This is a genomic window from Uliginosibacterium flavum (assembly GCF_040566545.1).
In the GTDB taxonomy this organism is placed as follows: Bacteria; Pseudomonadota; Gammaproteobacteria; order Burkholderiales; family Rhodocyclaceae; genus Uliginosibacterium; species Uliginosibacterium flavum.
This window is the reverse complement of record NZ_JBEWZI010000015.1, coordinates 1-25,039: the sequence shown is the minus strand read 5'-3', so window position 1 is coordinate 25,039 and position 25,039 is coordinate 1. Positions and strand designations below refer to the sequence as shown.

20 protein-coding genes and 4 tRNA genes are annotated in these 25,039 nt (G+C 59.2%); 9 read left to right on the top strand and 15 right to left on the bottom strand.

Annotation, left to right across the window (positions count from 1 at the left end; translation table 11 throughout):
* Positions 1–2: 2 nt before the first annotated feature.
* From rpoB to ABXR19_RS13785, 12 genes are all read right to left on the bottom strand, one after another.
* Positions 3–4,136, bottom strand: a complete 4,134-nt coding sequence (gene rpoB / locus ABXR19_RS13840) for a DNA-directed RNA polymerase subunit beta (protein ID WP_354601730.1) — start codon at positions 4,134–4,136, stop codon at positions 3–5.
* A gap of 185 nt (positions 4,137–4,321) precedes the next feature.
* Positions 4,322–4,693: a 50S ribosomal protein L7/L12 gene (gene rplL / locus ABXR19_RS13835; RefSeq protein WP_354601729.1), complete on the bottom strand. Its 372-nt coding sequence runs from the start codon at positions 4,691–4,693 to the stop codon at positions 4,322–4,324.
* A 45-nt stretch (positions 4,694–4,738) separates the two neighbouring features.
* A complete protein-coding gene (gene rplJ, locus ABXR19_RS13830; protein WP_354601728.1) occupies positions 4,739–5,239 on the bottom strand; it encodes a 50S ribosomal protein L10 in 501 nt (166 codons plus the stop codon).
* Between the two features lie 291 nt (positions 5,240–5,530).
* Positions 5,531–6,229, bottom strand: coding sequence for a 50S ribosomal protein L1 (gene rplA / locus ABXR19_RS13825; protein ID WP_354601727.1), 699 nt, complete (start codon positions 6,227–6,229; stop codon positions 5,531–5,533).
* Between the two features lies 1 nt (position 6,230).
* Positions 6,231–6,662 (bottom strand): 50S ribosomal protein L11, encoded by a 432-nt coding sequence (rplK, locus tag ABXR19_RS13820; protein ID WP_354601726.1) that lies wholly within the window; start codon positions 6,660–6,662, stop codon positions 6,231–6,233.
* A gap of 93 nt (positions 6,663–6,755) precedes the next feature.
* The gene (gene nusG, locus ABXR19_RS13815; protein ID WP_354601725.1) at positions 6,756–7,289 is read right to left on the bottom strand and encodes a transcription termination/antitermination protein NusG; all 534 of its coding nucleotides are present in this window, start codon (positions 7,287–7,289) and stop codon (positions 6,756–6,758) included.
* Positions 7,286–7,633, bottom strand: a complete 348-nt coding sequence (gene secE, locus ABXR19_RS13810; RefSeq protein ID WP_354601724.1) for a preprotein translocase subunit SecE — start codon at positions 7,631–7,633, stop codon at positions 7,286–7,288. The genes nusG and secE overlap by 4 nt, the downstream gene beginning before the upstream one ends.
* Before the next feature lie 22 nt (positions 7,634–7,655).
* A tRNA-Trp gene (locus ABXR19_RS13805) sits at positions 7,656–7,731 on the bottom strand.
* A gap of 88 nt (positions 7,732–7,819) precedes the next feature.
* Positions 7,820–9,010 (bottom strand): elongation factor Tu, encoded by a 1,191-nt coding sequence (tuf, locus tag ABXR19_RS13800; protein WP_354601723.1) that lies wholly within the window; start codon positions 9,008–9,010, stop codon positions 7,820–7,822.
* Between the two features lie 48 nt (positions 9,011–9,058).
* A tRNA-Thr gene (locus ABXR19_RS13795) sits at positions 9,059–9,133 on the bottom strand.
* Positions 9,134–9,143: 10 nt separating this feature from the next.
* A tRNA-Gly gene (locus ABXR19_RS13790) sits at positions 9,144–9,217 on the bottom strand.
* A gap of 91 nt (positions 9,218–9,308) precedes the next feature.
* Positions 9,309–9,394 (bottom strand) — tRNA-Tyr (locus ABXR19_RS13785).
* 263 nt (positions 9,395–9,657) lie between these two features.
* Between ABXR19_RS13785 and ABXR19_RS13780 the strand changes: the two genes are divergently transcribed.
* Complete coding sequence (locus ABXR19_RS13780) at positions 9,658–10,365, top strand: class I SAM-dependent methyltransferase (RefSeq protein WP_354601722.1); 708 nt, start codon at positions 9,658–9,660, stop codon at positions 10,363–10,365.
* 46 nt (positions 10,366–10,411) lie between these two features.
* On the opposite strand, the gene ABXR19_RS13775 is transcribed toward ABXR19_RS13780, so the two are convergent.
* A complete protein-coding gene (locus ABXR19_RS13775; protein WP_354601721.1) occupies positions 10,412–11,065 on the bottom strand; it encodes a response regulator transcription factor in 654 nt (217 codons plus the stop codon).
* A 293-nt stretch (positions 11,066–11,358) separates the two neighbouring features.
* Here ABXR19_RS13775 and ABXR19_RS13770 point away from each other — a divergent pair, with 293 nt between their 5' ends.
* The 5 genes from ABXR19_RS13770 (at position 11,359) to ABXR19_RS13750 (ending at position 17,305) form a co-directional block, all read left to right on the top strand.
* Entirely contained in the window at positions 11,359–12,207 is an 849-nt protein-coding gene (locus ABXR19_RS13770; RefSeq protein WP_354601720.1) for an ABC transporter substrate-binding protein, read from the top strand.
* On the top strand, positions 12,204–14,123 hold the full coding sequence (locus tag ABXR19_RS13765) for a hybrid sensor histidine kinase/response regulator (protein WP_354601719.1): 1,920 nt from the start codon (positions 12,204–12,206) through the stop codon (positions 14,121–14,123). Before ABXR19_RS13770 ends, ABXR19_RS13765 begins: the two co-directional genes overlap by 4 nt.
* 33 nt (positions 14,124–14,156) lie before the next feature.
* Positions 14,157–14,588 (top strand): PhaM family polyhydroxyalkanoate granule multifunctional regulatory protein, encoded by a 432-nt coding sequence (locus ABXR19_RS13760; protein ID WP_354601718.1) that lies wholly within the window; start codon positions 14,157–14,159, stop codon positions 14,586–14,588.
* Entirely contained in the window at positions 14,585–15,670 is a 1,086-nt protein-coding gene (locus ABXR19_RS13755) for an FIST signal transduction protein (RefSeq protein WP_354601717.1), read from the top strand. Before ABXR19_RS13760 ends, ABXR19_RS13755 begins: the two co-directional genes overlap by 4 nt.
* 261 nt (positions 15,671–15,931) lie before the next feature.
* Entirely contained in the window at positions 15,932–17,305 is a 1,374-nt protein-coding gene (locus tag ABXR19_RS13750; protein ID WP_354601716.1) for a phosphomannomutase/phosphoglucomutase, read from the top strand.
* A 303-nt stretch (positions 17,306–17,608) separates the two neighbouring features.
* Here the strand turns inward: ABXR19_RS13750 and ABXR19_RS13745 are convergent, their stop codons facing one another.
* Together ABXR19_RS13745 and ABXR19_RS13740 are read right to left on the bottom strand one after the other, a co-directional pair.
* Positions 17,609–18,277 (bottom strand): MarC family protein, encoded by a 669-nt coding sequence (locus ABXR19_RS13745; protein ID WP_354601715.1) that lies wholly within the window; start codon positions 18,275–18,277, stop codon positions 17,609–17,611.
* Positions 18,278–18,361: 84 nt separating this feature from the next.
* Positions 18,362–21,772 carry an EAL domain-containing protein gene (locus ABXR19_RS13740; RefSeq protein ID WP_354601714.1) on the bottom strand — a complete coding sequence of 1,137 codons (3,411 nt, stop codon included), beginning with the start codon at positions 21,770–21,772 and terminating at the stop codon, positions 18,362–18,364.
* Positions 21,773–21,997: 225 nt separating this feature from the next.
* Between ABXR19_RS13740 and ABXR19_RS13735 the strand changes: the two genes are divergently transcribed.
* From ABXR19_RS13735 to ABXR19_RS13725, 3 genes are all read left to right on the top strand, one after another.
* A complete protein-coding gene (locus ABXR19_RS13735; protein WP_354601713.1) occupies positions 21,998–22,327 on the top strand; it encodes a cupin domain-containing protein in 330 nt (109 codons plus the stop codon).
* Between the two features lie 152 nt (positions 22,328–22,479).
* A complete protein-coding gene (locus ABXR19_RS13730; RefSeq protein WP_354601712.1) occupies positions 22,480–22,701 on the top strand; it encodes a rubredoxin in 222 nt (73 codons plus the stop codon).
* Between the two features lie 10 nt (positions 22,702–22,711).
* The gene (locus ABXR19_RS13725; protein WP_354601711.1) at positions 22,712–24,646 is read left to right on the top strand and encodes a PhoX family protein; all 1,935 of its coding nucleotides are present in this window, start codon (positions 22,712–22,714) and stop codon (positions 24,644–24,646) included.
* Positions 24,647–25,039: the final 393 nt, after the last annotated feature.

Below are 25,039 nucleotides of genomic sequence, written 5' to 3'. Positions count from 1 at the left end.
GGTCAATAACGCTCGAGATCAATATCGATGGCGAGTGAACGAATTTCCTTCACCAGCACGTTGAAGGACTCCGGCATGCCGGCATCAATCTTGTGCTCGCCCTTGACGATGTTTTCGTAAACCTTCGTACGACCATTCACGTCATCGGATTTCACGGTGAGCATTTCCTGCAAGGTATAGGCTGCGCCATACGCCTCCAGTGCCCACACTTCCATTTCGCCAAAACGCTGACCGCCGAATTGCGCTTTACCGCCCAAAGGCTGCTGGGTAACAAGCGAATAAGGTCCGGTCGAACGCGCATGCATCTTGTCATCGACAAGGTGATGCAGTTTGAGTACGTGCTTATAACCCACAGTCACCTTGCGTTCGAAAGCTTCACCATTCCGGCCATCGATCAGAGTCACTTGTCCGCCGACGTCCATACCAGCAAGCTTGAGCATGCCGATGATGTCTTCTTCCGCTGCTCCGTCAAAAACCGGAGTAGCAAAAGGTACGCCCTTACGCAGATTTCCGGCGAGGTCAAAAATCTCGGCATCATTCAGCTCGCCCAAATTTTCGCTCTTGCCACTGCCGTTATAGATCTCGTTGAGCAGACTACGTACTTCCTTGGCAGTCGCCTGAGCGCGCAACATTGCATCGATTTTGTTACCCAATCCCTTGGCAGCCCAGCCCAAGTGGGTTTCCAGGATCTGACCGATGTTCATCCGGGAAGGCACGCCCAGCGGGTTCAGCACGATATCGACAGAGGTTCCATCCTCCATGTGCGGCATATCTTCAACCGGCACAATTTTGGACACCACACCCTTGTTACCGTGACGGCCGGCCATTTTGTCACCCGGCTGCAAGCGGCGCTTGACGGCCAGATAGACCTTAACCATTTTCTGCACGCCAGGAGGCAACTCATCGCCTTGAGTCAGCTTCTTGCGCTTGGCCTCGAACGCAAGATCAAAGTCTTTACGCGTTTTCTCCAAGCCTTCGCGCAACTGCTCCAGCTGAACAGCTACAGCGTCGTCGGCCATACGAATATCAAACCAGTTGTAGGGCTCGATATCCTTCAGGTACTCCTTGCTGATTTTAGTGCCCTTGGCGAGTTTCTTTGGACCGCCATTGGCTGATTGACCAACAATCAGGCGCTCGATCCGCTCGAAAGTATCACGCTCAACAATACGCATCTGATCAGCCAGATCGAGACGGAAGCTCTTGAGCATGTCATCGATAATGGACTGAGCGCGCATGTCACGCTCAATGCCTTCGCGAGTAAACACCTGCACGTCAATCACCGTGCCATTCATGCCGGATGGCACACGCAGTGAAGTATCTTTAACGTCAGAAGCTTTTTCACCAAAAATCGCGCGTAGCAATTTCTCTTCCGGCGTGAGCTGGGTTTCACCCTTTGGAGTGACCTTGCCCACCATCACATCCCCAGCCTCGACCTCTGCACCGATGTACACAATACCGGCTTCATCCAGACGTCCTAATTGGGCTTCGCCCAAGGAAGCAATGTCGCGGGTAATATCTTCCGGCCCGAGCTTCGTGTCACGTGCAACGACTGTCAGCTCCTCAATATGAATCGAGGTGAAACGATCTTCAATCACGACACGCTCTGAGATAAGGATCGAATCCTCAAAGTTGTAGCCATTCCAAGGCATGAACGCGACCAGCATGTTCTGCCCGAGCGCCAACTCACCCAGATCAGTGGATGCGCCATCAGCAATCACGTCGCCCTTGGCCAAACGATCACCAATCCGCACGATAGGGCGCTGATTGATATTCGTATTTTGATTAGAGCGGGTGTATTTGATCAGATTGTAGATATCAACGCCCACTTCGCCTGGCACGGTCTCATCGTCGTTAACACGAATCACCACACGATTGGCGTCGATGTAATCCACCACACCACCACGCAAAGCCTGCACGGTCGTTCCAGAGTCGACCGCTACAGTGCGCTCAATACCGGTACCAACCAGTGGCTTTTCCGGACGCAGGCAAGGTACGGCCTGACGCTGCATGTTGGCGCCCATCAGCGCGCGGTTCGCATCGTCATGCTCAAGGAAGGGGATCAATGATGCAGCGACCGACACGATCTGTGACGGAGACACATCCATATATTGAACCTGGCTGGGATCAACCAGCATGGTTTCGCCCTTATAACGCGCAGAGACCAGCTCGCCCTGCAGAACGCCGCCTTCAGTCATCTGAGCATTGGCTTGGGCAATGATGTACTGCCCTTCCTCAATTGCCGACAGATAATCAATATCCATGCTCACCTTATTGTCCGCGACGCGGCGATACGGTGTTTCCAGGAAACCATGGCGATTGGTCGTCCCGTAAATAGCCAGAGAATTGATCAGACCGATATTCGGACCTTCAGGCGTTTCGATCGGACACACGCGACCATAGTGAGTCGGGTGTACGTCACGCACCTCAAAGCCAGCACGCTCGCGTGTCAAACCGCCCGGTCCAAGAGCCGATACGCGACGCTTGTGAGTGATTTCCGACAGTGGATTCGTCTGATCCATAAACTGCGAAAGCTGCGATGAACCGAAAAATTCCTTGATTGCGGCCGAAATCGGCTTGGCGTTAATCAAGTCATGCGGCATCAGATTGTCGCTCTCAGCTTGACCCAAGCGCTCCTTGACAGCCCGCTCAACGCGAACAAGGCCCGCACGGAACTGGTTCTCGGCCAACTCGCCAACACAACGTACACGACGATTGCCAAGGTGATCGATATCGTCAATCTCACCGCGCCCATTGCGCAGCTCAAGCAGAACGCCGATCACTGCGAGAATGTCGTCGTTACACAGAACACCAGAACCCTCTTCACCTTGCGGGCCGACCTTGGCGTAAAACCGCTTGATCCACTCCGGTGACTTATCGTCAACTTTCTCAGGATAAGCGCGGCGATTGAACTTCATGCGGCCGACAGCCGACAGGTCGTAGCGGTCTTCCGAATAGAAAAGGCTCTGAAACAGCGACTCAACCGCATCTTCAGTCGGCGGCTCACCAGGACGCATCATGCGGTAAATGGCGACGCGGGCCTGCCATTGATCCAGAGTCTCATCCGAACGCAGAGTCTGCGATAGATAACCGCCCCGATCCAGATCATTGATATAGAGCGTCTTGAAGCTCTTCACACCGGCGATTGACAACTTGGCGATCAGATCTTCAATCAGCTCGTCGTTGGCGCGGGCCAGCACTTCGCCGGTCTCTGGATCAACCACATCGTGAGCCAGAACACGACCCAACACAAAGTCTTCAGGCACGACAACCGAACTGATACCCGCAGCTGCGATATCACGCGCATGCTTGGCATTGATGCGTTTGTCTTTGCCAACAATCAAATTACCTTTGCTGTCCGCGATATCAAAACGCGCTACTTCCCCGCGCAGTCGATCAGCAACAACTTCAAAATAGATCTCGTTGCCTGCGAATTCGAAGGTTTCGAAATCATGGAAAGTGCTCAGGATTTCTTCATTGCTCATGCCAATGGCTTTGAGCAGGATCGTCACCGGCATCTTGCGCCGACGGTCGACGCGGAAGAACAGCGAGTCCTTGGCATCGAATTCAAGATCCAGCCAAGAACCGCGATAAGGAATGATTCGCGCGGAAAACAGAAGCTTTCCCGAGCTGTGGGTCTTGCCACGGTCATGCTCAAAGAACACACCCGGCGAACGGTGCAGCTGCGACACGATGACACGCTCGGTGCCATTGATCACAAAAGAACCTGTGGTCGTCATGAGCGGAATTTCGCCCATATAGACCTCCTGCTCCTTGACTTCCTTGATGGTTTCTTTGGACGCCTCGCGGTCCATGATCACCAGGCGTACACGAGCACGCAGCGGAGAAGCAAAGGTCAAACCACGCTGCTGGCATTCTTTTACATCAAATGCCGGCTCGCCCAGAATGAAGTGAACGAACTCGAGACGGGCATAGCCCGAATGCGAGCTGATCGGGAAAATCGATGTAAATGCAGCCTGCAAACCCTCGTTGCGCCGCGACTGGGGCGGTACATCGGCCTGCAAAAAGGCAGTAAAAGACTCCAGTTGGGTTGCCAACAGGAAAGGGACATCCAGAACAGCTGGCCGTTTGGCAAAGCTCTTACGGATTCGTTTTTTTTCAGTATAGGAGTACGCCATGGAAGCTCCGGGTCAAGAGTCCAGCAACAGAGGACACAAGACAGCGTTGAGGGCGGGGGATTCCGCCAAGTCAGTGCTGTATTCTGGCCACTGCCAATTAGCAACATTCCGTTTTCACGGTGATGCCGAAAAACGACAAAAGGGTTGGTGGCCTCGACCACCAACCCTGCTTGCAAAAAACGAGATTACTTGATCTCGACCTTTGCGCCAGCATCTTCCAACAATTTCTTGAGGGCTTCTGCGTCAGCTTTCGGAATCGCTTCCTTGACGGACTTCGGAGCGCCATCAACCAGATCCTTGGCTTCTTTCAAGCCCAGACCCGTTGCAGCACGCACAACCTTAATAACTTCAACCTTCTTCTCGCCGCAAGCCAACAGGTTCACGGTGAATTCAGTCTGCTCTTCAGCGACTGCAGCAGCAGCGCCGCCAGCGGCCGGAGCCGACATTGCAGCAGCAGACACGCCAAACTTCTCTTCAACAGCCTTAACCAGTTCGCTCAGTTCCAGCACGGACATGGTGTCGAGTGCCGCCAGAAATGCGTCTTTATCGAATGCCATTTTAATTTCCTAAATTTGAATGTAATTACGTTGATTCGGCTTGCTTCAGGCAGCAGCAACTTCGCCTTTTTTCTCAGCAACAGCGGCAATAACGCGCGCAAAGCTGGAAATCGGGGATTGCATAACGCCCAACAGTTGTGCCAGCAGCACTTCACGGCTCGGGATCGAAGCCAGCGCTTGCACGCTTGCCTTATCCAGCACCTTGCCACCGTACGAACCTGCACGCAGAACCAGCTTGTCGTTGGTTTTAGCGAAGTCATTCAGAACCCGCGCCGGAGCCACTGCATCGGAACTGATCGAATAGATCAACGGTCCGGTCAGGTGGTCAGCGAGGCCAGCGAAAGCGGTGTCAGCCACAGCTCGCTTTGCCAAGGTATTCTTCAACACACGCAGATACACGCCCTGTTCGCGAGCCTTGGCGCGCAGCACGGTGAGGTGTCCTACCTCAATGCCACGATACTCGGCTACAACGATGGTCTGAGCGCTCGCTACCTGTGCAGACACCTCGGCAACTACAGCCTTCTTGTCTTCTAGATTTAGACTCAAGGTCAGCTCCTTACTCTAACGAACGTCACGGCGAAATGCCGCACGTCCAACAACGGCGACCTCAAATTCAGGGGCTGTTCAGAAAATCAAACAACCAGAATCCTGTTTCCGGGTAACACCATCTGCGCTGGGTGGATAACGAAAAATTTTCGTAACCCTTATTAAGGCATTGCTTGTGGCTTGCCCCCAACGGTCTTTGACAACCCTGCCATTACACACAAAACAGCTATGTAAAAAGCAGTCCCAAAGTTCAAAAAGGCGCGGCACACTCTGCGCCGCGCCAAGTATTTTTTACTGCGCGTTAACCGAACCTGGCTCAATGCGAACGCCTGCACCCATCGTCGAGGACAGAGCGATCTTGCGCACATACACCCCCTTGGATGCTGCCGGCTTGGCTTTCACCAAAGCATCAACCAAAGCGCTGAGATTCTGCTGCAGCGCTTCAACGGAGAATGATGCGCGACCAATCGTGGCATGAATAATGCCGCCCTTGTCGGTGCGATACTGCACCTGACCAGCCTTGGCATTCTTGACTGCCGTGGTCACATCCATCGTCACCGTACCGACCTTCGGATTCGGCATCAAACCGCGCGGGCCGAGGATCTGACCCAGAGCACCCACCACACGCATTGCGTCCGGAGTAGCGATACACAGATCGAAATCGATATTGCCAGCTTTGACTTGCTCAGCCAGATCATCAAAACCAACCACGTCGGCACCAGCAGCCTTGGCTTCCTCAGCCTTCGGGCCTTGAGCAAACACAGCGACGCGAACAGTCTTACCCGTTCCTGCTGGCAGCACGACCGAACCGCGCACAACCTGATCCGACTTCTTGGGGTCTACGCCCAGATTGACGGAAACATCCACAGACTCGTCGAATTTGGCCGTAGCATTTTGCTTGACCAGACCCAGAGCTTCTTGGGTTGCATACAACTTATTGCGATCAACACCAGCGCGCAGCGCCTTCACTCGTTTGGATTGATTAGCCATATCACACACCCTCCGTGGTTAGGCCCATGCTGCGAGCAGAGCCAGCGATGGTGCGAACAGCTGCATCCAGATCGGCAGCCGTCAGATCTTTCATCTTGGCCTTGGCAATTTCTTCCAGCTGAGCGCGCGTCACCTTACCAACCTTGTCGGTATGGGGCTTCGGCGAACCCTTCTGAATCCCGGCAGCCTTCTTGAGCAGCACGGTCGCCGGCGGAGTCTTCATGATGAACGTGAAAGACTTGTCCGCAAAAGCGGTGATCACGACAGGAATCGGCAGACCCGGCTCCAGACCTTGGGTCTGTGCATTAAAGGCCTTGCAGAACTCCATGATGTTCAGACCGCGCTGACCGAGAGCGGGGCCGATTGGGGGCGAAGGATTAGCCTTGCCCGCAGGCACTTGCAGCTTTACGTAGCCAACGATTTTCTTTGCCATGATGGCTCCTTGAAGTGAGTGTTAACGCATCAGCATCTGATGCTCCTCATGCCGGAAATTGAAACGAGAGGCTCCGACACCCTCCCTTGCTTGTCAGGTTTTTTCAACCTGACTGAATTCAAGCTCTACCGGTGTTGAACGGCCAAAAATAGTGACCGAGACATGCAAACGGCTCTTGTCGTAGTTCACACTTTCGACACTGCCATTGAAGTCCGTAAATGGCCCATCCTTGACGCGCACAAACTCACCCACCTCAAACAGGACTTTGGGTCTGGGCTTTTCAACACCTTCCTGCATCTGATGCAGGATTTTTTCAACTTCTTTCTCAGAGATCGGAGTCGGCTTGTTAGCTGTACCACCGACAAATCCCGTCACCTTGGAAGTACTCTTAACCAAGTGCCAAGAGTCATCATCCATCTCCATTTCAACCAGCACGTAACCCGGGAAAAACTTGCGCTCGGTTACGCTCTTCTGGCCACCCTTCATCTCGACGACTTCCTCAACGGGAACGAGAATCTGACCGAACTTATCCTGCATACCTGAACGCGCAACACGCTCAATCAAGGCACGCATAACAGACTTCTCGAAGCCGGAATAAGCGTGCACGACATACCAACGCTTACTCATTGCTGCCACCCCAAGATTGCGGCAATCAACTTGCCAACAACTGCATCAACCAGCCACAAAAACAAAGCCATAACAACCACAAACGCGAATACAACAAGCGTGGTCTGAGTAGTTTCTTTGCGTGTCGGCCAAACGACCTTCTTGGCCTCAGTGATCGCTTCGCCACCAAAAGCGCCTAGACGACGCCCCGGTTCAGTAAACCAGCCCACCGCAGCGCACGCTGCAACCCCCGCGAGCACACACAGGACACGGAAAATCATCGCCTGCCCGGACAGCAGGTAATACCCCGCCAGGCCCGCGGCCAGCAACAACACCGCGAGTGCGAACTTCAGTTTATCCGCCATGGAAGACTTGCCTTTGTATTTATGGCAGGGGCGGAGGGTCTCGAACCCCCAACCTTCGGTTTTGGAGACCGACGCTCTGCCAATTGAGCTACACCCCTGCAGCAGAGACTACAAAGCGCCCTGAGGAAATCCCCAGAGCGCTATCAAAATCCAGCACCCAAAATCACTGGATTTTCTGGTTAGCGATTACTCGATAACCTTGGCAACAACACCAGCGCCAACGGTACGGCCACCTTCGCGAATAGCGAAGCGCAGACCTTCTTCCATGGCGATCGGGCAGATCAACTTGACGGTGATCGACACGTTATCGCCAGGCATGACCATTTCGGTGCCTTCAGGCAACGCGATGGAGCCAGTCACGTCCGTCGTACGGAAGTAGAACTGCGGGCGGTAGTTGTTGAAGAACGGGGTGTGACGACCACCTTCGTCCTTCGACAGTACGTAGATCTCGCCCGTAAAGTGGCTATGCGGCTTGATGGAGCCCGGCTTGGCCAGAACCTGACCACGCTGGATGTCTTCGCGCTTGGTGCCACGCAGCAGCACGCCTACGTTGTCGCCAGCCTGGCCTTGATCGAGCAGCTTGCGGAACATTTCAACACCGGTACAGATGGTCTTGACGGTGTCTTTGATGCCGATGATTTCGATTTCTTCGCCGACTTTAACTACGCCACGCTCAACACGACCAGTCACAACGGTGCCGCGACCGGAGATAGAGAAGACGTCTTCGATCGGCAGCAGGAAGGGCTTGTCGATGGCACGTTCCGGCGTCGGGATGTAGGAGTCCAGCGCTTCAGCCAGAGCCATAATGGCCACTTCGCCGAGCTCGCCCTTGTCGCCTTCCAGCGCCTTGAGTGCGGAACCCTTGATGATTGGCACGTCGTCGCCCGGGAAGTCGTACTTGGAGAGCAGTTCGCGCACTTCCATTTCGACGAGTTCGAGCAGCTCGGCATCATCAACCATGTCGCACTTGTTCAGAAACACGATGATGTACGGCACGCCAACCTGACGCGCCAGCAGGATGTGCTCGCGGGTCTGGGGCATGGGGCCGTCAGCAGCAGAACAGACCAGGATCGCGCCATCCATCTGGGCGGCACCGGTGATCATATTCTTCACATAGTCAGCGTGACCCGGGCAATCAACGTGGGCGTAGTGACGGTTTGCGGTTTCGTATTCGACGTGAGCAGTATTGATCGTAATACCACGCGCTTTTTCTTCCGGCGCTGCGTCAATCTGGTCATACGCCTTGGCCGAACCACCAAACTTCGATGCCAGCACGGTCGTGATAGCTGCAGTCAGCGTGGTCTTACCATGGTCAACGTGACCAATCGTACCGACGTTTACGTGCGGCTTGGTGCGTTCAAACTTTTCCTTGGCCATAATCTACCCCAGTCAACCCGAGCAAAAACAGTTAAAGAAACAAAAGAATGGTGCCCTTGACGTGGATTGAACACGTGGCCTCTCCCTTACCAAGGGAGTGCTCTACCACTGAGCTACAAGGGCACTAAAAACCTGGAGCGGGTGAAGGGAATCGAACCCTCGTCATAAGCTTGGAAGGCTTCTGCTCTACCATTGAGCTACACCCGCCCTACTAAAATCTGCCTCGTCGATCACTCGACCCGCACTACAACCACTGCGACGCCAATTAACAACATCTTGCAGCGGCTTGCTTCTAATCTGGTGGAGGCGGTTGGATTCGAACCAACGTAGGCGTTAGCCAGCAGATTTACAGTCTGCCCCCTTTAGCCACTCGGGCACCCCTCCGTGAAGAAGGCAGGAATATAGAGATGAAACAAAAGCAAGTCAAGCCCTGTTTGCCGACAACGAACAGAAAACTGGGGTTACCTGCTTTTTCTTTCTACTCTCACGGGCGCTTCTCCAACCCGGCAAGCCCCGGTAGCATACAAAACATCCTCACTTAAACCGCGCCTCACCCAATGCCTCCTGCACTCATCAAAGCCTTGGCCGCTCAAACCGCCGGACTCATCTTTGTGTATGCCCTCGCGCGCAACGGGATACTTCCTAGCATGAGCCTACTCGGCCTCGCCTGCCTGCAGGGAGGCCTGGCAGCCATCGTTTCCGCACTGCTGCTTGCTCCGCGCTGGTGGTGGCCCATTCATCTGGTTTTCGTCCCGGCACTGGTGCTGGCAATTCAACTACAGCTACCGATTTCCATCTACGCGGCTGGCTTTTTCATCCTGCTACTGACGTATTGGTCAACATTCCGCACCCAAGTCCCCTTGTTTCTTTCCAACCGCATCACGGTACACCGACTCGCGGCATGGCTCGCGGACGACCAGGCGCTGAAAGTGCTGGACCTTGGCAGTGGAACCGGAAGTTTTGCACTGTCCCTTGCTCAGTTGCGCCCAGACTGGAGAGTCACAGGCATCGAATCCGCCCCCGGCCCCTTTGTCATCTCGCGCTGGCTGGGCCGAAAAGCAAACAATCTCACCCTGCTGCGCGCTGACTTCTGGCCGCACTCACTCGCCAGTTACGACGTTGTATATGCGTTTCTTTCGCCAGTTCCCATGCCATCGCTTTGGCAAAAGGCACGCAAAGAAATGCGTCCAGGCAGCCTGCTGATCAGCAATAGCTTCCCAATCCCGGGGATCACGCCCGACAAGATCCTGTCCATTAACGACCGTCGCCAGACGCAACTCTTCGTATACCGGATTCCCTCGGGAAAAACACACAAGGGGGCTACAGGAAACACTGCTGAAGTTATCCGCTTTTAACTGCAGAAACCAGCACACTGCGGAGCACGCCCGCGCGAAACCAAAATCAGGCGCGCAAGCCTTGGCGTGCAAGCACAACCAGCGCCTGAGCGCGGTTAGGCACGCCCAGCGCCCTCAGGATTGCCGAGCAATGCACTTTGATGGTGCCCTCGGCCAACCCCAGCAAATCAGCAATTTCACGATTGGTGCGGCCTTCAATCATCAGCTCCATGACACGCGTCTGTGCAGCGGTCAGGCCATATTGCTCCGCCAGCGAATCCATACCGCGACGACGCCCCGTCCGTGGCTGCGACGGCATTGCGCTCAGGTTGTCGGGCATGACCACCCCACCCTCGAGCACAGAGCGGATCGCATTCACCAACTGCTCGGACGACATTGCCTTGGAGATAAAACCTGCAGCCCCGGCCTTGAGCGCCCGCTTGACGGAAGCCTCATCAGCCAGCGCCGACACCACAACCACCGGAATTGTCGGAAAGCGATGCGCCAGCACGGAAACCAGAGAGAAGCCGCTCATATCCGGCAACATCAGATCCGTAAGCACCAGATCATATTCGTTGCCAGCCTCCACCAGCGCCATTGCCTCAGCCGCACAAGCGGCCTGTGCATGGTGACAAGGAATTTCCAGCTGGCCGAGCGCACGCACCAGTGCTTCGCGCACCAGAGCGTGATCTTCAATGACCAGTACGCGACAAGATTCCATGGGGATAGTAGGACGATCCAACAAACAAAAGAGCCTGCATATTACGCTGGCGCAGCGTGCCCGACAGAATCGTAACGAAAGGACTACCCGACAGGGCAGGATTTTAGGGGGCGATTTCCTTTCTGACATACCCCCGAGTCCCTCGCCGTCTTGTATGCTCTCGCGTTGCAACAAAACTCCCCGTACACCTTCGTCCCCTGATGTTCCGCACGGTGCACTCCCACTTCCTGTCAATCACCTGCGCACTCCGATCGGCACTCATGTGCCTGCTGGTTTTGGCCGCGTCACCCCTGATGGCAGCGAACATTGTGGTGGTGTTGAGCGAGCCTGCGCCGGCCTATCAGGCCTATGCCCAAGGTTTCCGGGCCAGCCTCGAGAAGCGCGGCAGCACCATCGAGATCCAAATACTCGAGCTGAGTCAGCTCACCAACCAGCCCTTGCCCGAAGCAAGCCTGCTGATCGCTGTGGGCAGCCGGGCGGCAGAAGCTCTGGGCACCCGGAACCAGCATCAACCACTGTTGCTGGCAATGCTGCCCCGAACCAACCTTGATCGCTTGCAGAGTCCGCAAGCAAAAATTGGCGGCGTCTATATCGATCAACCCGCCGCGCGCTACATCGCACTGGCCCGCGCGGCGATCCCGGATCTCGAACACATCGGTCTGCTCGTTGGACGTGACAGCAAAGACGCTGCCGCGCGCCTGATGGCCGCCGCCCGCGATGCCCGCCTGCGCGCGCAAGCCGAGACCATCAGCTCTGAAGCCGACATCTATCCGGCCATGCAGCGCCTGTTTGCCGATAGCGGGGCATTGCTTGCCACCCCCGACACCTCCGTCTTCAACTCGCAAACCATTCCCAGCATCCTGCTCAGCGCCTACCGGCGCGGCGTACCGGTAATCGGTTTTTCACCCGCCTACATCAATGCTGGCGCTATGGTGGCGCTGTACTCAACCCCCGAACAACTTGCCGCACAGTCTGCGGACATCAGCCTGCAGTTTCTTGCTGGAGGAAGCATGCCCGCACCGCAGTACCCGCGCCACTACACCATCGGAATCAACGAACGGGTGGCTCGTTCGCTGGGACTATCGCTTGAAGGAGAAGCCTTGATCAGGGAACGCCTGGAACGCCTGGAGCGCCAACCATGAGACTCAGCTGGGATATGGATATCCGCACCCGTGTGCTGATCGTGGCGCTCGTCCCCACCATCGTACTCGGCCTGCTGCTGACCACGCTGCTCACCTTCTCGCGCCTGAACGATCTTGAGGAAGCGCTCACCCAACGCGGCCAGGCCACCGCCCGCCAACTCGCCTCCGCGGCCGAATACGGACTGTTCTCAGGCAACCGGGACGTACTGCAACGCCTTGCTGCCTCGGCGCTGGAATCGGCCGACATTTACGGCGTCGCCATCTACGACCGTGACAACAGCCTGATGGCCGTAGCGGGCCTGCAAGTCCACTCCGCCTCGAACGTCAGCCCGCCCAGCAAAGCGGAGGTGATGGAAATCAGCAGCCAGATGCTGCGCATTGTCGAACCGGTGCGCCACGCCCCCTCGCTCGAAGAAGACCCCTACACCCTGACCGGCGGCAGCCTGTATCAACCTTTGGGCGAAGTCGTCGTCCTGATCTCGCGCGAAACCCTGGACAACCGCAAGCTCAACCAGATCGTCACCGCGCTATTCATGCTGCTGGCGGTACTGGCCGGCAGCATTGCGTTGGCGGTGTTGATGAGCCGCTCGGTCAGCACGCCGATCCAGCGAATTGCCGCCGCCATGTCGGATATCGGCAGTGGTGATCTGGCCACCCGTGTGCCAATCGAGGGGCGTGGCGCCCTGCGCCGACTGGCCGAAGGCATCAATGAAATGGCAGCCCATCTGTCGATTGCCCGGGGCAATCTGGAGCAGCGCATTTCCGGTGCGACCCTGCAGTTGCGCGAACGCACCGAAGATGCGGAACGCGCCAACATGGCCAAATCACGCTTTCTCGCGGCCGCCAGCCACGACTTGCGCCAGCCCATGCACGCCCTCGGTCTGTTCATCGCCGACCTGTCGCGCAAGGAGCACACCGACGACACGCGCCTGCTTATCGAACGCATCGCCGCCTCGGCCGAGGCCATGGAAAACCTGCTCGACAGCCTCCTCGACATCTCCAAACTTGATGCCGGCGTCGTCAGCTCCAACCCGCGCTCCTTTGCGCTCGGCCCGCTGTTTGAACGCATTGGCGCCGACTATGGGCACGCCGCCAAAGAACGCGGCCTGCGCCTGCGCGTGCGGCCCACCAAACTCTGGATTCACAGCGACCCGATGCTCTTCGAGCGCATCCTCATCAACCTGGTCGGCAATGCTCTGCGCTACACCCCGCGCGGCGCCATCATGATCACCGCGCGCCGGCGTGGCGATCACGTGCTGGTCGAGGTGCGTGACAGCGGCGTGGGTATCGCGCCGGAAAATCAGTCCAATATCTTCCTCGAATTTGTCCAGCTCGAAAATCCGGCGCGCGATCGCAGCAAAGGACTCGGGCTTGGCCTGGCCATCGTCCGTCGTCTGGCCGATCTGCTCTACCACCCCATCACCCTGCGCTCCGAACCGGGTCGTGGCTCAGTTTTCGGCGTCGTCGCACCCAGCGCGCCGGCTGAAGCGAACCAGGAGCCGGCATTGAACCCCGAACAGAATTTCATTGGCCGCATCGTCGCCATGGTGGATGACGACGCGCTGGCCCAGGAAAGTCTGGCCGGTCTGCTGCGCGCTTGGGGCTGCTTCGTGGTGGCCAGCGACAGCCTGCCCGGCTTGCTCAGCGCGCTGGAAGAGCTCGAAGTCGAGCCTGAAATCATGGTCAGCGACTTCCGCCTGCCCGGCGAACACACCGGTCTGGACATCATCGCCCACCTGCGCGAGCGCTTCGGCGCCGACTTGCCCGCCCTGCTCCTGTCCGGCGACACCGGACCGGAAACCTTGCGTCTGGCCACCGCCCAGCGCGTACCGCTGCTGCACAAACCGGTGCGCCCGGCGAAGCTGCGCGCCTCCCTCGCCCATTTGCTCCAGCACGCCGCCGAACGCAGCGTATGATCAAACTATCCGCCCCCTGAAAGGAAGCCCGAGATGTCCAGCGATCAACAAGAAGACGGTTTCGAATTCATCCGCAACATGTGGGGCAACATGGGTTTCGGCCTGCCCGGCATGGTCACGCCGACGATGGATGTCGACGAACTCGAACGCCGCATCAAGGATCTGCAAGCCGTTGAAGGCTGGCTCAAGATCAATCTTGGCACCCTGCAAATGACCATCCAGGGCCTTGAAGTACAGCGCTCCACCATCGCCGCGATGCAGGCCATGAGCAAGGCGCACGCCGACAACGAAGGCAACAACCCCTTCGCGAATCCGGCACTGTGGGCTTGGCCTTTCAACAACGGCGCGCAGCCAGCGTCTACAGACACTCCTTCCGCAGAGCCGCCCGCAGCCGACGTCTCCGAAGCCCCTACCCCGAAATCCAAGCCCAAAGCGGCTTCCAAGCAATCCCCTCGCAAACCATGAATTCACCACGCTTCGCCAGCGCGTGGGCCACAGCCGCCGGCTGGGAAGACGCGCTGCATGCCGTAATTGCCGAATTGCCGCGCCTGCCGCAGGCCAACCTCGGCTTTCTCTACGTCTCCGATCACTTTGCCTTCGCCATCGACACCATTCTGGGGCAATTGCGCGCCCAGACCGGCGTCCTTGAATGGGTCGGCGCCACTGGCGTCGGCGTCATCGGCACGCAGGGCGCGGCCCTCGACGCACCCGGCATTTCCGTGATGCTCGGCGCCTTCCCGCTCGACAGCTTCCGCGTCTTCTCCGGGCGCCGTCCGCTGCCGCGCGATTTCGCCCCCTACGCCGCCCTCGTCCACGCCGATCCACTCACCCCGGACATGAGCGAACTGGTGCAGGACATGGCCCTCAAGGTGCGCGGCGGGCGCATTGCCGGCGGCCTCGCCAGCGCGCGCCAGCAAGCCTTCCATATCGCTGGTGAAGCACTCACCGGCGGGCTCTCGGGCGTCGCCTTCAACGAACACATCCAGACCCTGACCGGCGTCAGCCAGGGCTGCGCGCCGCTGCCCGGCAGCTGGCGCGTCACCCAGGCGCAAGACAGCCTGATCGAACGCATCAACGGCCGCCCCGCCGTCGAAGTCTTCCGCGAAGCCGCCGGCACGCTCGGCACCGACCTGCGCCGCGCCGTCAGCACCCTCCTGGTCGGCCTGACCGATGCCGACGACGACCGGCGCCAGTTCGCCGCGCGGCGCATCGTCGCGCTTGATGTGCGCAGCGGACGCATTGCCATCACCGAATCCATTGCCAAGGGCCAGAACATCGTCTTTCTCAAACGCGACGAAGAAACCGCCCGCAGCGAACTTGCCCACATGCTTGCCGAACTGAAAGCAGCCTGCCCACATCCACCCAAGGGCGGCATCTACGTCAACTGCGCCTCTCGCGGCGGCGTCATGTTCGAGCGTGACGACAGCGAACTCGAAATGATTCGCGAGGTCTTCGGCCCGATTCCACTGGCCGGCTTCTTTGCGGCGGGCGAAATCGCCGGCGATCACCTCTTCGGCCAGACCGGCACGCTCACCCTGTTCCTCTAAGCCAGTCGAAATCCTGTAACGCAAAGACGCCAAAAAGCAGAAGGGCGCAGCGGAAGCAGAGAGTTCAGCCACCCGAATTTGTCGGGCAGTGGCCGAAATCTTGCTTATCCTTTGCAGCCCTCTGCGTCTTTGCGGTGAGCCGCGCAGGGCCAAGGAAAATCCATTTAATTACCGCCTGTCCTGCACGCATTCCGGCATCGAACAGAAATCTGCGCACCGTATAATCCCGCCCACTTATCCCATTCCACAGGAAGCCACAGCATGCCAGCGCCCGCCCCCGAAATTTTCAAGGCCTACGACATTCGCGGCATCGTCGGCAAATCCCTCACCGTTGAAACCGTGCGTGGCATTGGCCAGGCACTGGGCTCGGAAGCCCTCGTGCGCGGGCAGACGAGCATCGTCATCGGCCGTGACGGGCGCCTGTCCGGAGCCGATTTCGCCATCGCGCTGGCCGAAGGCATCACCAGCACGGGCATCGACGTCATCGACGTCGGCGTCGTCGCCACCCCGATCACCTATTTCGCTGCTTACGAACTGGACGCCCACAGCTGCGTTTCGATCACTGGCAGCCATAACCCGCCCGAATACAACGGCCTCAAAATGGTCCTCGGCGGTCAAACCCTGTACGGCGACATGATCCAGGATCTGCGCCGCCGCATCGTCGAAAACGACTTCGCCAAGGGCGCGGGCAAGATCACCCATACCGACGTGCGCCCGGCCTACATCGCCCGCATCCTGTCGGACGTGAAGCTGGCCCGGCCGATGAAAATCGTGCTCGATTCGGGCAACGGCGTCGCCGGCAACACAGCCCCGGAACTCTTCAAACGCCTCGGCTGCGAGCTGACCGAGCTGTTCAGCGAAGTCGATGGCAACTTCCCCAACCACCATCCCGATCCGTCCAAGCCCGAGAATCTGCAAGACGTGATCGCCGCGCTCAAGGCCGGCGACGCCGAGATCGGTCTGGCCTTTGATGGTGACGGCGACCGCCTCGGCGTGGTCACCAAAGATGGCGAAATCATCTATCCGGATCGCCAGATCATGCTCTTCGCCGCTGACGTACTCAGCCGCGTGCCTGGCGGCCAGATCATTTTCGACGTGAAATGCACCCGCAACCTCGCCCCGTGGATTCGCAAACACGGCGGCGTGCCCCTGATGTGGAACACCGGCCACGCCCTGGTTAAAACCAAACTCAAGGAAACCGGCGCCCCGCTGGCCGGCGAAATGAGCGGCCACATGTTCTTCAAGGAACGCTGGTACGGCTTCGACGACGGCCTGTACACCGGCGTGCGCCTGCTCGAAATCCTCTCGCGCAGCCCTGACGCCAACGCCATCCTCAAGGCCCTGCCGGACGCGATCTGCACCCCCGAGCTGAACATCAAGATGCAGGAAGGCGAGCCGCTGGCGCTGGTCGAGAAACTCAAAACCATGCAGTTCGACGGCGAAGTCGAGCGCATCACCATTGACGGCCTGCGCGTCGAATTCGCCGACGGCTTCGGCCTGGCGCGTTCGTCGAACACCACGCCCGTCGTGGTGCTGCGTTTCGAAGCCGACACCCAAACGGCTATCGAACGCATCCAGGGCGAATTCCGCAGCAAGATCAGCGCCGCCTGGCCGGGCATCGAACTACCGTTCTGATCTGCCCGAGAAAAGCAAAAGGCCAGCCTGCGGGCTGGTCTTTTTACATCTACATGCCTCAAGAGCCGCATGCAGCGGCGCTTTTCAGCCACCCCATCCGCAGAGGCTTATGAAAAAATACTCTTCAGCATGTCCGCCCGCAAAACAAGTCAGGTAGCGGCTCTGCAAGCGCCCAGTTTCGTAGGGTGCGCATTGCGCACCGACCCTTCTGGACGCCCGATCCGCGTGCGCGGCGCGTACCCTACCCGGCTGTATCAATCCAAAGCAGACATTTGCTGAGACTCAAGGCCCCACAAGCGTCGATCACGGTATCAGGTGGTTGAGATCAGCCCAGCCGGTCCACATGATCTCGATGCCGATGCACAGCAGGATGAATGCCAGCAGACGCATCATCACCATCGTGCCGACTTCACCGAGGCGAAACAGCAGGCTCGCGCCGTGGCGATAGCATAGATACACCACCGTTACAGTGAGCGCAGCCCCCAGGACGGCGACCACGACGCCTTGCAGGTAGAGCATCGGCGTGCCAGGGATGTTTGCGCCGAGCGCGATGGACGCCGCAATGGAGCCCGGCCCGGTGGTGAGCGGGAAGGTGACGGGGAAGAAACTGCGCCGCACAATCTCCGAATGCGGCATGTCCGCGGCCTGCTCCGCCACTGCCTTATGCATGTCGTCAGCATCGGCGCTGCCGAGCATGCGCCACGCCGTCGATGCCACCAGCAAGCCGCCGCCGAGCCGCACGATGGCGAGCGAGATGCCGAAGACCTCCAGAACATAGGTGCCAACCAGCATCGACACCACCAGAATGCACCAGCAATTGATCGCGACCTGACGCGCCATCTTCCGCACCACGACAGGATTTCTGCCTGCCGTGGTAGTAAACACAGCCGCGCCGCTCAACGGGTTGATGATGGGCAGCAGCGTGAGCGGCACCAGCACAAGAGATTTCAGGAAGGGACTAAAGAACTCCACGGGTCCTCCGGTGGGAGCATGCGATACGGCAGCGGCCAAGTCTAAGGCAAATCGAGTGCTTGTGAGCTCCGGGCCTCACCGCGATCAGCCTTGCAGCAACTTCAAAAACGCCTCTGCCGGCACCGGTTTGCTGCGCAGATAGCCTTGATACATGTCGCAGCCATGTGCCTGCAGAAAGGCCAGTTGTTCGGCGGTTTCGACGCCTTCGGCCAGCACCTTGAAGCCCAGGGTGTGCGCCATGTTGATGATGGTCAGGGTGATTTCACAATCATCGCGATCATGCGGGATGTCGTCGACGAAGCTCTTGTCGATCTTCAACACATCCAGCGGGAAGCGCTTCAGGTAAGCCAGCGAGGAATAGCCGGTGCCGAAATCATCGATGGCGAGGCGAATCGCGCGGGAGCGCAACCACTCCAGCAGTTCGGTGATTTCTTCGCGCTCGCCCATCAGGGTTGATTCGGTCAGCTCCAGTTCCAGCGAGGCGGCCGGGAAACCGGTGGTACGCAACACGTCTTCGACCTGGGCACCGAAGTGTCCGTGGCGGATCTGATGGCCCGACACGTTCACCGCCAGCACCAACGGGGCGATGCCGGCATCCAGCCATTCCCGGCCCTGACGGCAGGTTTCCTGCAGCACCCAGGCACCGATCTCGCGGATCAGTCCGGTTTCCTCGGCAATCGGAATAAAGCGGGCTGGCGGGATCAGGCCTTCCTCGGGGTCGAGCCAGCGCACCAGCGCCTCGGCGCCGACGATGCGGCCACTGGCGATGTCCACCAGCGGCTGGTAGAACACGCGGAACTCCTGCCGGGCCAGGGCCTGACGCAAACGCGCATCCAGGTGAATCCGATCACGCGCGGCGTCGGTCATGCTCTCCGAGAAATACTGATAGTGCCCGCGCCCTTCGGCCTTGACCCGGTACATGGCTGCGTCGGCTTGCTGCAACAAACTCTCGGCACTGTCGCCATGGCCGGGGAAGAGGCTGATGCCGATGCTCGCGCCGCTTTGCACCTCCACGCCATTGGCCAGATGGAAAGGCTGGCGTAGCGCCTCGATCACCTCTTCGGCGACGCGGGCGGCATCTTCCAGGCGATTCAGGCCTTCGAGCAGAATCGTAAACTCGTCGCCCCCCAGACGAGCGAAGAAATCCTTGCCGCGCAAACGCTCGGTCAGCCTTGCGGCGACCTGTTGCAGCAAGGCGTCACCCACCAGATGCCCGAAGCTGTCGTTGATGTCCTTGAAGCGGTCCAGATCGAACATCAGCAGGGCCAGCACGCCGCCATCCCGGCGTGCGGTAGCCAGCGCATGATCAAGGCGCGAGAACAGCAGAAGCCGATTGGGCAGATGCGTCAGCGGATCGTGATGCGCCAGGTAATCGAGGCGCTCCTCGGATGCCTTGAGAGTAGAAATGTCGGTGAACACCTGGACGTAATTGACGACATTGCCACTCTCGTCGCACACCACGCTGACGCTCATCAGCCGGGGGAACAGCTCGCCACTCTTGCGCCGCCCCCACAACTCGCCCTGCCAGCTGCCCTGCTTGGCGATCTGGGCCTGAATCTCCTCAATCGACACTTCCTCCTTGCCGCTTCCGAACAGAAACGACAAAGGTTTTTTCCCGACCACCTCATCTGCGCGGTAACCCGTCAGGCGAACAAAAGCCGCATTGACCCGCACGATCATCAGCTCCGCATCGGCGATCACCACCCCTTCCTGCGAATTTTCGAACACCGCAGCGGCCTGCCGTAATGCGGCCTCCGTGCGCTTGCGCTCCGAAATATCGGTGTGCGTGCCAGACATGATCAAGGGCTGGCCGTCGGTATCCCACTGCACGATCTTGCCGTGCGTCAGCAGCCACTTCCATTCACCCGATGCTGTCCGCATCCGGATTTCAACGTTATGCGCAGGCAATTCCCCGGCAAGGTGGGCGGCAATCGAGCGATGTGCCTTGTCCAGATCCGCCGGATGCACGTACTCACTCCAGCGGGGCAGCGAAACATCGAGGTCCTTGGGCGAGTAACCCAGCATGATCGCAAAACGCGGGCTGACGTCAAACTGACTGGTCTGGACATTCAACTCCCAGAAACCCTGATCCGAGCCCTCGATCACCCGCGCGAAACGCGCCTCGCTCGCCCGCAGCGCGTCTTCCGCCTGTTTCTGCGCAGTCAGATCCTGCATGGCGCCGCGCACCTTGACCAGACGCCCCTCGGCATACACCGGCATGGCCACCGTACGCACCCACTTGCGCTTGCCGGTGGGCGTGATCAACTCCAGTTGCAGGTCGTAGGGCGTGCCGTCCTGCATCAAGCGAGCCAGAGCAGACTCAAGGAGCAAACGCCAGCGCCCCTCGCAGAACTGCATCCAGTACGCCATGTCAGGCAGCGCCTGAGGCCCCACCTCATAGATGTTGGCCAGCTCCTGCGTCCACACGCCTTGCAAGCTCAGCGCATCAATTTCCCAGCCGCCTACGTGCGCCAGAGCCCCCATCCCCTGCAACAACTCGTTCATGTGGCGCACGCTTTCCTCCATGCGCCGCCGCTCGGTTTCATCACGCAACACCAGCACCAGACCCACGCATGCTCCGTCAGCCAGTCGCACCGCGACGCCCTGCACATGAATCGGAATACGCTGCTGCGTGCGATCCAGCAACACCGCGTTGCACACAAAACGCGCCCCCGGGCCCGTGATCTGCGCGCGCAGATCCCCCAGAGGGTGCTCTCCCGCCTCATCCAGCGGAGCGAATACCACCGCCAGAGGCTGACTCACGGCAGCGTCCCCAAACCAGCCCGTAAGCTTTTCGGCGGCCGCATTCAGATAGGTGATCCGCCCCTCGGCATTCGTCGCGATGATCGCATCGCCGATACTCCCCAGAATCACCGAGCGCTGCTGCCCGCTCACCTCCAGCCGCAGCCATGAGCGACGCAGCACTTCGCACAGCACGCTGACCAGCGCGCCGTTAACAATCAGAAAACACCACTGGAAAAAATCCTGAGGCGTAGCAAAACTGAAACTGAAGCGTGGCTGCGTCAGGAAAAACTGCTCGCCGAAAGCACAGATCGCAGTAGCACACAGCCCCGGCCCGAGCCCGCCTGTGGCCGCGCCCAGAATGATCGGCAGCATCAGGATGATCAACAAGGGGCGCTCGCCCGGACGCATGCCGATGCCTTCCAGCAGCGCCAGAAAAACCATGCTCATCAAGACGGAAAAACCGTAACTCACCCAGCGTGGCCAGCCCAGCAAAGCCTGTTGGCGCATCTGCGTTACATCCAGTTTCGCCGCCCCTGCGCCCTCTGCCGGCACCGCTCGCAAAGCGACGTACAGGATCAGGGAAGTGACCAGCACAAAGCTCACCCCCTTGGCGTTCGACAACCAGAGAATCCGCGAAATATCGGTGAACTGGGCCAGCAGCTGATCGGACAGGAAAATCCAGGCCAGCGCAAAAACGGCATAGCCCACCGTGGCACGCAGAATGAAACGCTGACGAACGGAAAAAGCCATCGAGCCCTCACAAAAACCACCCGCGCTGCAGCACGGGGCCATCCATCGCATCGGGCAAAGCGGATCAGCGTTGCGCAATCCGCTCCGGGCGTGACATCAAGTCCGCCGCAGCATACGCAGCCCGCGCAGGCGTGACAATCGGGTAAAGCGGGCACATCCCCCGGCAATTCAATAAATCTTTGTCGTATAGTTAGGGCCTGTTCAACGTTCATCTGGAGAACCGGCATGCCCATCCTCACCAAGCCCGACTGGGAAGACCTCGGCGGCGGCATCAAACGCCGCATCACCGCCGATGGCGAAAAGCTCATGCAGGTGGAAGTCCACTTCCAGCCCGGCGCTGAAGGCTATACCCACAATCACCCGCACGAACAGACCACTTATGTCGTCTACGGCGGCGGCACCTACACCATCGAAGACCGCGCCTACGAAATGCGCGCCGGCGACATCATCCTTGTGCCCGGCACCCTGCCGCACGGTTTCCTCGCCATGCAGGGCGAAGAAACCCTGCTGCTGGATTCCTTCAGCCCGCCGCGCGAAGATTTCCGCAAGAAATAAACGACCTGCCTGAAGAGCCGCCCCCCGCGGGCCTCTACAGTCATATGGCCTGAAGATTCGCGCCCATGGCGGCTCTTCAGGCAACCCTCCCACAGACTGTATTCGCAGCCTGTCACATTCCTGTAAAGCACTATAGGCAGCATGGCTAAACCATGAGTAGCACGCCTGTCCGCGCCAACAACCCCACCCCACCCTTTGCCCGCCGCAAGAACGGCAAGCTTGAGCTATGGGTCTGCAGCCGCTGCGGCCATGTCTATGACGGCAACGCCGGGGAGCCGCTGACCAGCACGCCTCCCTTCACGCCTTTTGAAACCCTCCCCGCAAGCTGGCTGTGCCCGCACTGTGCGGCGGAGAAACGCTATTTCTTCTTCTGAGGATGCAGACATGAATGACCCGAAAGCCCCGCTGTCGACACCGCTTGCCGACCTGATCGACGCGCGCCTCTCACGCCGCTCGGCATTGAAAGGCCTGTTGGCGGGCGCCAGCGGCGCCGCCCTGATGGGCTCCGGTCTGGCCGAAGCTGCCGGAGCCTCCAGCGATCCATCCTCGCTGCAGTTCGCCCAGCCACCGCACAAGATCGAGCAATACCAGCAGGTCTCCACCGGCCATCGCGGGCAAGTGCTGATCCGCTGGGGCGACAAGGTACTGGCCGATGCGCCTGCTTTCGACCCGCTCAATCAAAGTGCCGCCGCGCAGGAAAAACAGTTCGGCTACAACAACGACTTCGTCGCCTTCATGCCGCTGCCGCGTGGCTCGAAGAACAGCGGCCACGGCCTGCTCTGCGTCAATCAGGAATACACCAATCCGGAACTGATGTTCCCGGGGCTGACCAAGACCGGTGCGGTCAAACAGATGAACCAGGCTCAGGCCGAAATCGAGATGGCGGCCCACGGCCATTCCGTGGTCGAAATCCGCAAGACTGCAGAAGGCTGGCAAGTCGTCGAAAGCAGCCAGTACAACCGCCGCATCAGCGCCCTCAGCACGCCGATGACGATCACCGGCCCTGCCGCCGGACATGCCCGCCTCAAGACCAAGGCCGACCCGACGGGCCGCCACATCATCGGCACCATCAACAACTGCGCCGGCGGCGTCACCCCCTGGGGCACCGTGTTGATTGCCGAAGAAAACTTCAACAACTACTTCGGTGGCGACCCGGAAGGCCTGCCCGAAGCCGCCAACTACAAGCGCCTGGGCATCAAGGGCAAGTCGGCCTATAGCTGGTCGCGCTTCCATGAGCGTTTCGACATCGAAAAGGAACCGAACGAGCCGAACCGCTTCGGCTGGGTCGTCGAAATCGATCCGTATGATCCGAAATCCGTGCCCGTCAAGCGCAGCACCCTGGGCCGCTTCAAACACGAAGCCGCCACCTGCGTGGTGGCGCCGAACGGCCAGGTGGTGGTCTATTCAGGCGACGACGAGGCTTTCGAATACATCTACCGCTTCGTCACCGCCGGAAAATACAACGCCAATAACCTGGCCGCCAACCGCGACCTGCTCGACACCGGCGTACTGTCAGTCGCGAAGTTCAGCGAAGACGGCAGCCTGCGCTGGTTGCCGCTGGTGTTCGGCCAGGGCCCGCTGACCCCGGCCAACGGTTTCCAGTCGCAAGCCGATGTACTCATCGAAACCCGCCGCGCCGCCGACCTGGTCGGTGCCACGCCGATGGATCGCCCGGAAGATGTGGAGGCCAATCCGGTGAACGGCCGCGTCTATGTGATGCTCACCAACAACACCACGCGCAAGCCCGAGCAGATCAACAAGATGAACCCGCGCGCCAGCAACGCCTACGGCCACATCCTTGAACTGCTGCCGCCCGGCACCCAGGGCAACGATGGCGCCCCCATCGCCCAGCACACGGCCGACGAATTCCGCTGGGAAGTCCTGCTGCTCGCCGGCAACCCGAGCGAGCCCAAGCACGGCGCCAAATACCATCCGGATACCGCCGAGAAGGGCAACTGGATGGCCGCCCCCGACAACTGCTGCTTCGACAACCGTGGGCGCCTGTGGATCACCACCGACCAGGGCTCGGCGCAGAGCAAGAGCGGCATCCCGGACGGCGTGTATGCCTGCGACGTAAGCGGCGCCGGCCGCGCGCTGCCGAAGTTCTTCTACGCCTGCCCGAAAGACGCGGAAATGTGCGGCCCGGCCTTCACCCCGGACAACCGCACCCTCTTCGTCGCCGTACAACACCCGGGCGAAGATGCCGACTCCACCTTCAACGCACCCTCCACCCGCTGGCCGGATTTCAGCCGCAGCATGCCGCCGCGCCCCTCGGTGGTGGCCATCACCCGCAATGATGGCGGTGTGATCGGCGGCTAAGGCCACCGCTAGGCACTGCTCGTAGAGCCTCACCTGGCGGACCTGTACAGACAGGCCGCCGGCACAAGCGCATCAGGCAAGGCGCTCCAGACACAATGCCTGCACAGCCAATCCACATGCGGCCGTGCAGGCATTGTCGTTTTTGACAGCACAAGAAAATGCCCGCACAAGGCGGGCTGGAGAGTGAAGCAGGGAAAAGTACTTCGGGCGGCAGAATGCGTAGGGTGCGCATTGCGCACCATTCCCACACCGCAATCATCGCCGGAGCCGACTCAATGGCGCCGTGCGTAGGCATGGTCCCGATCCGCGTGCGCGGTGCGCATACATGGACGCCCCCGTTTGCAAAGCCAATCTTTTCATTGATGACGACTCACGGAGTCGATTGCAGCCATA

Excerpts from the sequence above, each read along its gene's own strand:
- rpoB (WP_354601730.1), bottom strand. The coding sequence starts at position 4,136 with ATGGCGTACTCCTATACTGAAAAAAAACGAATCCGTAAGAGCTTTGCC.
- rplL (WP_354601729.1), bottom strand. The coding sequence starts at position 4,693 with ATGGCATTCGATAAAGACGCATTTCTGGCGGCACTCGACACCATGTCC.
- rplA (WP_354601727.1), bottom strand. The coding sequence starts at position 6,229 with ATGGCTAATCAATCCAAACGAGTGAAGGCGCTGCGCGCTGGTGTTGAT.
- rplK (WP_354601726.1), bottom strand. The coding sequence starts at position 6,662 with ATGGCAAAGAAAATCGTTGGCTACGTAAAGCTGCAAGTGCCTGCGGGC.
- nusG (WP_354601725.1), bottom strand. The coding sequence starts at position 7,289 with ATGAGTAAGCGTTGGTATGTCGTGCACGCTTATTCCGGCTTCGAGAAG.
- secE (WP_354601724.1), bottom strand. The coding sequence starts at position 7,633 with ATGGCGGATAAACTGAAGTTCGCACTCGCGGTGTTGTTGCTGGCCGCG.
- tuf (WP_354601723.1), bottom strand. The coding sequence starts at position 9,010 with ATGGCCAAGGAAAAGTTTGAACGCACCAAGCCGCACGTAAACGTCGGT.
- ABXR19_RS13780 (WP_354601722.1), top strand. The coding sequence starts at position 9,658 with ATGAGCCTACTCGGCCTCGCCTGCCTGCAGGGAGGCCTGGCAGCCATC.
- ABXR19_RS13775 (WP_354601721.1), bottom strand. The coding sequence starts at position 11,065 with ATGGAATCTTGTCGCGTACTGGTCATTGAAGATCACGCTCTGGTGCGC.
- ABXR19_RS13770 (WP_354601720.1), top strand. The coding sequence starts at position 11,359 with ATGGCAGCGAACATTGTGGTGGTGTTGAGCGAGCCTGCGCCGGCCTAT.
- ABXR19_RS13765 (WP_354601719.1), top strand. The coding sequence starts at position 12,204 with ATGAGACTCAGCTGGGATATGGATATCCGCACCCGTGTGCTGATCGTG.
- ABXR19_RS13760 (WP_354601718.1), top strand. The coding sequence starts at position 14,157 with ATGTCCAGCGATCAACAAGAAGACGGTTTCGAATTCATCCGCAACATG.
- ABXR19_RS13755 (WP_354601717.1), top strand. The coding sequence starts at position 14,585 with ATGAATTCACCACGCTTCGCCAGCGCGTGGGCCACAGCCGCCGGCTGG.
- ABXR19_RS13750 (WP_354601716.1), top strand. The coding sequence starts at position 15,932 with ATGCCAGCGCCCGCCCCCGAAATTTTCAAGGCCTACGACATTCGCGGC.
- ABXR19_RS13740 (WP_354601714.1), bottom strand. The coding sequence starts at position 21,772 with ATGGCTTTTTCCGTTCGTCAGCGTTTCATTCTGCGTGCCACGGTGGGC.
- ABXR19_RS13735 (WP_354601713.1), top strand. The coding sequence starts at position 21,998 with ATGCCCATCCTCACCAAGCCCGACTGGGAAGACCTCGGCGGCGGCATC.
- ABXR19_RS13730 (WP_354601712.1), top strand. The coding sequence starts at position 22,480 with ATGAGTAGCACGCCTGTCCGCGCCAACAACCCCACCCCACCCTTTGCC.
- ABXR19_RS13725 (WP_354601711.1), top strand. The coding sequence starts at position 22,712 with ATGAATGACCCGAAAGCCCCGCTGTCGACACCGCTTGCCGACCTGATC.